9 protein-coding genes are annotated in these 7,799 nt (G+C 44.6%); 6 read left to right on the top strand and 3 right to left on the bottom strand.

The window, feature by feature from the left end; genetic code table 11:
• Positions 1–415: 415 nt before the first annotated feature.
• The 5 genes from EJV45_RS05325 to mtgA all read left to right on the top strand — a co-directional run bounded on the left by EJV45_RS05325 (position 416) and on the right by mtgA (position 3,344).
• A complete protein-coding gene (locus EJV45_RS05325; RefSeq protein ID WP_129714621.1) occupies positions 416–1,144 on the top strand; it encodes a cell wall metabolism sensor histidine kinase WalK in 729 nt (242 codons plus the stop codon).
• A 243-nt stretch (positions 1,145–1,387) separates the two neighbouring features.
• Positions 1,388–1,741 carry a 30S ribosomal protein S6 gene (rpsF, locus tag EJV45_RS05320; protein ID WP_129714620.1) on the top strand — a complete coding sequence of 118 codons (354 nt, stop codon included), beginning with the start codon at positions 1,388–1,390 and terminating at the stop codon, positions 1,739–1,741.
• Positions 1,741–2,004, top strand: coding sequence for a 30S ribosomal protein S18 (rpsR, locus tag EJV45_RS05315; RefSeq protein WP_107217612.1), 264 nt, complete (start codon positions 1,741–1,743; stop codon positions 2,002–2,004). The genes rpsF and rpsR overlap by 1 nt, the downstream gene beginning before the upstream one ends.
• Positions 2,005–2,015: 11 nt before the next feature.
• Positions 2,016–2,459: a 50S ribosomal protein L9 gene (rplI, locus tag EJV45_RS05310; RefSeq protein ID WP_129714619.1), complete on the top strand. Its 444-nt coding sequence runs from the start codon at positions 2,016–2,018 to the stop codon at positions 2,457–2,459.
• A gap of 159 nt (positions 2,460–2,618) precedes the next feature.
• Positions 2,619–3,344, top strand: coding sequence for a monofunctional biosynthetic peptidoglycan transglycosylase (gene mtgA / locus EJV45_RS05305; RefSeq protein WP_129714618.1), 726 nt, complete (start codon positions 2,619–2,621; stop codon positions 3,342–3,344).
• A gap of 7 nt (positions 3,345–3,351) precedes the next feature.
• Here the strand turns inward: mtgA and EJV45_RS05300 are convergent, their stop codons facing one another.
• Both EJV45_RS05300 and EJV45_RS05295 read right to left on the bottom strand, forming a co-directional pair.
• A complete protein-coding gene (locus tag EJV45_RS05300) occupies positions 3,352–5,784 on the bottom strand; it encodes an AsmA-like C-terminal region-containing protein (RefSeq protein ID WP_129714617.1) in 2,433 nt (810 codons plus the stop codon).
• Between the two features lie 104 nt (positions 5,785–5,888).
• Positions 5,889–6,365 (bottom strand): ABC transporter ATPase, encoded by a 477-nt coding sequence (locus EJV45_RS05295; RefSeq protein WP_129714616.1) that lies wholly within the window; start codon positions 6,363–6,365, stop codon positions 5,889–5,891.
• Between the two features lie 50 nt (positions 6,366–6,415).
• Between EJV45_RS05295 and EJV45_RS05290 the strand changes: the two genes are divergently transcribed.
• The gene (locus EJV45_RS05290) at positions 6,416–6,895 is read left to right on the top strand and encodes a hypothetical protein (protein WP_129714615.1); all 480 of its coding nucleotides are present in this window, start codon (positions 6,416–6,418) and stop codon (positions 6,893–6,895) included.
• Positions 6,896–7,029: 134 nt separating this feature from the next.
• On the opposite strand, the gene EJV45_RS05285 is transcribed toward EJV45_RS05290, so the two are convergent.
• On the bottom strand, positions 7,030–7,611 hold the full coding sequence (locus EJV45_RS05285) for an N-acetyltransferase (RefSeq protein WP_129714614.1): 582 nt from the start codon (positions 7,609–7,611) through the stop codon (positions 7,030–7,032).
• Between the last annotated feature and the right edge of the window lie 188 nt (positions 7,612–7,799).

Here is a 7,799-nt window from a genome sequence, read left to right as displayed (position 1 = left end):
TGCTTAAACCCTCTTGCTCGATCTCTTTTACTACTTTCTGCTTGAAGCTAATACTGTACCGAATCACTTTACGATTACTTTTTGTCATGATAATCCTTGTTTTAAGTTGATTAATGTGTCAACCTATATCAGGACAAGACAACTTTGTCCCAAGACTCAAATCTCATATCTCTAATCTATAGCGATTGCACCCTGTCTAAATACGAATTACGAACACCTATATACTACTGCAGGTCTCATATTTCATATCTTAACACAAATACTTTCAACAGTATTTCTCTTCAGCTGACACGTATTTCCCCTCTATTTTACGGTAATTAAAATTTAACTGCGTTTATAACCGGAATGTATGTAAATTAGGGCAATCAATCATTCCTCAGGCTCCCCACCTGAACTGAACAAATTAACGCAGATCATGACAGCTGATCAATCATCCCGGCTCAAGGAAGTTGCTGCAGCAACAGATCCTGAAGAACGTCTTCAACTGGCTATGCACGAGTTGAAGACACCACTTACTGTGATCAAAGCTTATCTGCAACTCATGTCTGTACGGGCTGAAAAAGAGCAGCTTACAGAAATACAGGCTATGATCCACAAAACCGAGGAACAGGTTCGTAAAGTTGTAGACATCATTTATGCAACGCAGGAGATCAAACCTGCAGAAACAGCCGACCTGGATTGTGTATTGATTCCTTTCGATCTTTCTGAGGCTGCTCAAAGCTGCGCGGAAGCGATCGCGAGTACCAGGCCCGGCCGTCGCATCGAATTGGATATTGAGTCGGGAAAACACATTGTTAATGGAGACAAGGACCGTCTTGAACAGGTTTTTTTAAATCTGATCAACAACGCGATTAAATATACAGACGACAGCTGTGTGATTCGCATCGGGCTGAAACGCGTTGATAACGCCATTATGGCAACGATCAGCGATAATGGCCAGGGCATTCCGCAGGAATTTCAGTATCGTTTGTTTGACAGGCATTACCGTCTTGATGGCAGCGCAAAAAAGGCTGAAGGCAGGGGACTCGGACTCTTTGTGTGTGCAGAAATTATCAGACGACATGATGGCCAGATCGGCGTAGACAGTAACCCAGGTGAGGGAGCATCTTTCTGGTTTATCCTTCCCATGGGAAAACGCATCTGATATTACTCCTTAAGCAGGCTGGAATATATTGTAGCCCCGGCGGTGCTTTACGCTGCATGGTTTTTAACGTTAGTGAAAAGCGCTGCCCTGAACTTCAGGCTGCATAAAAAGCACTTGAACTGCCTGCATATGTTTTAATAATCATTTGATTTAAAGAAATATATTGCTAAATTTGCAGCCCGTTTGCACGGAACCGCAGAGGTATCCAAACAGCGGAAAATCAAAAAAAACTTTTAAATAACAATGAATCAGTACGAAACTGTTATCGTTCTAACCCCGTTGTTGTCAGAAGAAGTATCGAAAGAGGCTATTGCCAAATTCAAAAAGATCTTAACTGACGGCGGAGCCGAAATTGTCCAGGAGGATAATTGGGGTTTGAGAAAATTAGCGTATCCGATTGACAAAAAAACAACCGGATTCTATCACCTTACCGAATTCAAATCTTCAGGTGAGTTGATCAGCAAGCTAGAATTAGAGTACAAACGCGACGAGCGTGTACTGCGTTTTATGACCATTAAGCTTGACAAACATGCCTTTGCTTATAATGAGAAAAAACGCAGCGGCGCTTTTAACAAGAAAAAGGAGGTAGCTGAGTAATGGCAAGAGATCAGATTCAATACGTTACCGCTCCTAAAGTGGAGGATAACCGCAAAAAATATTGCCGTTTCAAAAAGAACGGTATCAAATACATCGATTATAAAGACGCAAACTTCCTGTTGAAGTTCGTTAACGATCAAGGTAAATTACTTCCCCGCCGTCTTACCGGTACATCGTTAAAATTTCAGCGCAAAGTGGCTCAGGCCGTTAAACGTGCCCGCCACATCGGTTTGTTGCCTTTCGTTACAGATCAATTAAAATAGGAGGCTGCAAGATGGAAATTATTTTAAAACAAGATATCAAAGGCCTGGGCGAGAAAGACGATGTTGTAGTTGTTAAACCAGGTTATGGCCGTAACTACCTGATTCCTCAGGGATTTGCAGCGCTTGCTACTCCTTCTGCAAAGAAAGTACTTGCTGAAAACCTGAAACAGGCTGCGTTCAAACAAGACAAAATCAAGAAAGATGCACAGGATATCGCGAGCCGCCTGGCCGACGTCAAACTGACCATCGGTGCTAAAGCTGGCGAATCAGGAAAGATCTTTGGTGCAGTAAACACCATTATGATCGCTGACGCATTGAAACAACAAGGTTTCGATGTTGACCGTCGCCGCATCACCTTCGAAACTGAACCTAAAGAACTTGGTTCTTACATTGCTAACCTTAACCTTCACAAAGAGGTCAAAGTACAGGTTCCTTTCGAGGTTGTAGCTGAATAAGCAACTGTATAAGTACAGAAAGACCCGGTTCAAAAGACCGGGTTTTTTGTTTTACGGCAAATTTAACCGCGAGATCTGCCGCACATGACTTCGTTGCAAGACCAGAACATTTGATTTGATCCTGCCCTCCACCTACGCCCATTTTATTACCTTTGCCGCATGGCAGGACGAAAAGGAAAAAAGACTGGCGGCAAACAGAAAGGCTCCTTGCTGAAAAGGCTTAGCGGGGTTGCAGGAAAAATCCTTGTGTGGTTTGTGCTCAGTACCTTTCTCTGGGTGATTGCCTACCGGTTCATCAATCCACCGATCACACTCCTGATGATCCTGCGGACCATGGAAAGCGGTGAAGGGGAAGCTCCGGGCATAAACAAAAAATGGGTCAGGTTCGAAGACATCTCAGACAACATGAAACGGGCCGCTGTTGCCGCAGAAGACCAGTTGTTCCTGAAGCATGTAGGTTTTGATATAAAGGCCATTGAAAAAGCCTATCAAAGTAATGCGAAGAACAAGCGGGTAAAGGGCGGCAGTACTATATCGCAGCAGACAGCAAAAAATGTTTTTCTCTGGCCCGGTCGCTCATGGGTAAGAAAGGGATTTGAAGCCTATTTTACTTTGCTGATTGAAATTCTCTGGAGCAAGGAGCGTATTCTGGAAGTTTATCTGAACGTCATTGAAATGGGCAACGGCATTTATGGTGCCGAGGCGGCAGCTCAGAAATACTATAAAAAGTCATGCGGCAAACTGACACGTGCACAAGCTGCCATGATTGCTGCCTGCTTCCCCAACCCCCGCCGCTGGACGCCCGCCAAACCAACTTCTTACATCAGGCACCGCCAGTATCTGATTATGCGCAATATGCGCCGTTTAGGTCCGCTGGATTTTTAACCCTGCCCTAATCGTGATCACGGTTCCAGCCAATCTTGATCTTCCCGTCCTCACCGTCGGTTGCCTTAAGATGCAAAACGATTCCTTTCATCCGGGCAGCTTTTTTCTCCTTCGGATCGGTAATGAATTCGTCTTTTTTGGGGTTTCTCAACGGAATGTCCATAGCGATATTCGTACCCTTACTTAATGCATAGACTCCTTTGATATTGAAGTTTAAAACACTCGAGTTAATCATCAGCGGACTGATGTAAACCTTATCGCCTTTAACGTTCAGCGTGCCGTTCAGGGTTTGCAGTTGAATGTTGGAGAAGTCACGGTTTTTGAAAGCAAAACTTTCTACTTTCTTCAGTGGTTCGAAATTGATCAGCGCACCTTTTCTAAGGCTGAAGCGAACGCGCCCGTTTGTAGAGCGCGAGATGATTTTCCCCTGGTCGCTGATGGCCCCGTTGATATCGACTGTGGAAGACAGGAAACCACGAAGGTTCTTATTTGTGATCGTATTTTGCCCAAAATTATCAAAACTGTAAAAGAATTCGCGTACGCTCACATTGTTGACCGTTGAACGCACTGTGAACCGGTTTACCGAGCCAAATGGTTTGATGTTCCCGGTCAGATCCAATCCGCCGCCGGCATGATTAACATGAATTTTCCGGAGGTAAACCCCATCGCGCAGCAGGTCTATATTTGCGTCCAGGTTTCTTGCTACAAACCGGTTGTAGATCGCCTTGTCCACATGAAGCTGCATTTTCATCTGGGCAGATTCCAGAACGGTTCCTAACTGATCAGACAATTCGTTCAGCGAGTTGGCAGTGCTCCTTTTTCGAACCGCCTTTTTGCGTTGCGTCAGGAAAGGCATCAGTTCATTGAGATAGATCTGCGGACTGTTGATGCTAAGCTCAATCAGCGTCTTTTCGGGCGCGGTATAATAAAAGTTCAGCAGATTTTTAATCCTGAGATTCATGGTAACAATGCTTTTGCCAAGCTGCAGACGGCCTTCATTAATGCTGAGGTCGTTTTCCGTGAATTGCAGTGCAAGTGCACTCTTCACAAGGTGTATATTTTTTGGCAGGTAAGTGATGTCTGCATCACGAATCAGCACGCGTCCTGATACTGTTGGTTTCGTAAATCTGAAATTCTCAATATCTGCCCTGCCAAAAAGCTCCAGATCAGCATGACCGGATTTGAACCTGAACATGTTGTCGCCGAAAGAGCCGTTCAATTTTTCAAGATCAAACTTTGACAGCACCCGCCCGATTGCTACCGGCCTTTCCAGGTTATTGATCAGGAGGGTATCAACAGTTATAGGGGCCTGGTAATAATTCGCTTTAAGTTTCCTGAATTTGATGGAAGAATTTGCATCGCCGATAGGCCGGTTGGCGGTGTCGCGGTTCGTAAAAGCACCATCAAAACTGCATTCTTCCAGCTTTCCGGATGGAATCGTTACGATGTTATTCCTCACCGTAATGCCAACGTTGATAAGCGGATCCTTGCCTGATGATTTACCATCGTCGAGAATGGTCGCCCTTACATCGACCGGCTTGTCAATCTTAAAGCGGAGCAGTTTTGATGAAATGTTTGGCGCCAGCAACTTAGCTACATTGCTGTAGAGGATCTTGTCTGCTGCGATATTCACCGAAAAAGGAGCCGGTTTCTGGCCAAACTGAACGCTGGCCCCAATTTTAAAGTCGTCACCGCCAATGTTAAGCCGGTCGGGGTCTGCAATCAGGACCTCTTTATCTTTATCATAATGAAACGAAAGGTTTCCATCAAGCACCTTGTTATGCATAAAACTGCCGCGTCGGGTATTAAAAGAAAATGCCCGTACAAGTGTGCGCAGCTTTATCTTTCCTTTAAACCCTTCTGAAGGATAATTGATCCTTCCGCTAAGGCTAGACACATCAAAATCAAACTTTTTGAACCTGGCCTGATTATCAATTACAAACTGTACCTTGTTCAGATCGATCCTGTTTAGTTGAATATCATCTGGCTTTCCCCCACCCGACTCAGCGGCTTTTTCTTTTTTTGTCTTAAAAAGACTGGTGTTGCTGTAACCACTGCTGTCTGTATAAAGGTATATCGATGCGTTGTTGATCGAAACTTTGCTGATCTTAAAATTACCGACCAGCAATGAAAGAAGATCGAGCGATACGTCAATATCTGAAGCTTTGAGCAGCTCATGTCTGTGCCTGTTGAAGAGGCTGTCTGTAAGAAGTACATTACGTACGGAGAGTGAGGCGTTTGGGAAGCCTTTAAGGAAGGAAGGATCGATTGATCCGGCAACGAATTTCCCATTGATACTGCCATTTACTTTCTCTACGAGCGATTTCAGAACCTTTTCTCTATTGCTGCTTATGTAGATCCCACCGGCAACAAAAAGTAAAATAAAAAGCAGAAGAACGCCGCCAATAATTTTTAGCGACAATTTGAGCCAGCGAGCCATACGTTACTGATATAAAGCAATATAATGCTTCAGTAACAGTTTTTGTTTCGGCAGGCGATGTAAAAAGTTAACAATAAAGTTGTACAAGAGAAACGGTGCGAGACTTAACTCTTCGAAAAAACGACAGCATGCCAGCTTTCTGAAAATGGCAGCTCCCATTTTGTCTCCAATTCTTCAAGCGTCTGAACCATGTTATTGAAAACAATGGTGCTGTCAGAAACCTGATTAATATTAACCAGCGTCTCGAAGTCTTCCTTTGTATTCACAATGACCTGGTCCTGGTGTTTGTATGCGATGTTAAATCGGTCAAACAGGTCTATCGAATACTCCTGTTCAATTTCTTTGATCATCCGCACTGAGGTGTCAATCGAACATCCGGTAACGGGAGCCTGCATCTCGTCTACGATCAGAATAATAAAAAAGTTATATCGAACTTCAGCGCGTGCCAGAAGCGGGCGTTCATGCGCTTTCCACGAGGCGGTAAAATCATCCAGTTTATGCTGTATGTTACGGGCCTCGTCATCGGAAAGACGGCGATTGCTTTGATAGACCCAAACCCTGGATTGTGGAGAAAATGACATACCACAAATTTAACAATTTATTTAATTTCATAACAGAAACTGCCTTACCCATGCGAAACATTACATTTTTGTTATCAATCACTGTTGTTGGTACCGTCTGGCTGCTTTTTACTGCATTCAAGTCCTTGGATCCGCTTGAAGAAAACATGGGTTTTGTAAGACAGAACCTTGCCTCGTTTTATAATGCTGAACTTGAGAGCGCGAGCATAAAACGTTATGAACTTAATTTTACCAACACTGGGTTCTGCCGGTACAAGCGCTATTTTCATAACGGTAAAACTGAGTTTTTTGCATTCAACCTGTCGAAGTTTACAGACATGGATTACTATGGATCGACCCGGAACGGGTGGCTGTACCTCCGCACCCGCAGCGATGATGTTATTGTGCAGACTCATAACGACCGCAACGGCGACGTCGATTCTATGGCCAATTGTATGATTCTTCCTCTTAAAAACATTGAAGCTGACCAATTGAACGAACTCCGGGCGCGGCTCACGCTGATGGGAAAACACCTTGCTTTGAGAAAATAACATCTGAACCATTGCCGAACTATACTTCGGGTACAATGCAGAAGTAAATGCGCACTGAAAAACAAACAGAACCCATGGCAGCCGCTTCGTCTGCATGGAGCCACACGCTTATGGGCATGAGATAAGTGCAGCGATCAATTGCTGCGCAAAAAATAAAGCCGGTATCCGGCGTTGTGTTCGTGGTAGATCTTGAAACCGGCGCGTTCATAGAATGGCAGGTTGGCCGGGTTCGAAGTTTCAAGCAGCACCTCTTTAGACTCCTTACGCGCATCACTGATAATTTCCTGTAGCAGGGCCGTACCCAGGGCCTCATGCTGGCTGGCAGGATCGACTCCTAAAAACCAAAGATAAAGATGGGGTACCGCCGGCCTGAGTGCAGCAAGCACCCTTTTTCTGTTCAGGGCCGGAATTACACCGCGCCATCCGCATACTTTCCGAATAAACTGAGAGTTTGCGCGTAATCCCGTTAAAAACGGCACTTTTTGCGTAGAATCGATAACCAGTGCACAGGCATCATGCGTAGCATTGACATATATCCGGCCCGATCCGGCCGGAATAGCCCAGGCATATTCCATCAATGCACCAAGGCGTTGCTCACTCTCAGGACCACGACCGGTGACTGCCAAAACGCTTTGGTTCGTTGCGAAAGACCTCGTTAAAATATCGGTTACAATTTTTTTAACCTTTACAGGATCAGGCTGCGCGGCAGAAATCATATCGGATGACTGATACTAAAATAAGGGGTCCTAAAAAAAGAGAAGCGGCCAAATCTTGAGACCCGGACCGCATTCTACACACCTATTGAAACTTGAGACGTTATTTAGATATGCTGATTTGTTTAACCTGATTTAATGGACCGGATCAATGAATATGTTTTCTTGCGGTCAGTACAAAAATCGGAATA

Source organism: Pedobacter sp. SYP-B3415 (genome assembly GCF_004138205.1).
Taxonomy (GTDB): domain Bacteria; phylum Bacteroidota; class Bacteroidia; order Sphingobacteriales; family Sphingobacteriaceae; genus Pedobacter.
This window is presented reverse-complemented; position numbering and strand designations above follow the sequence as displayed.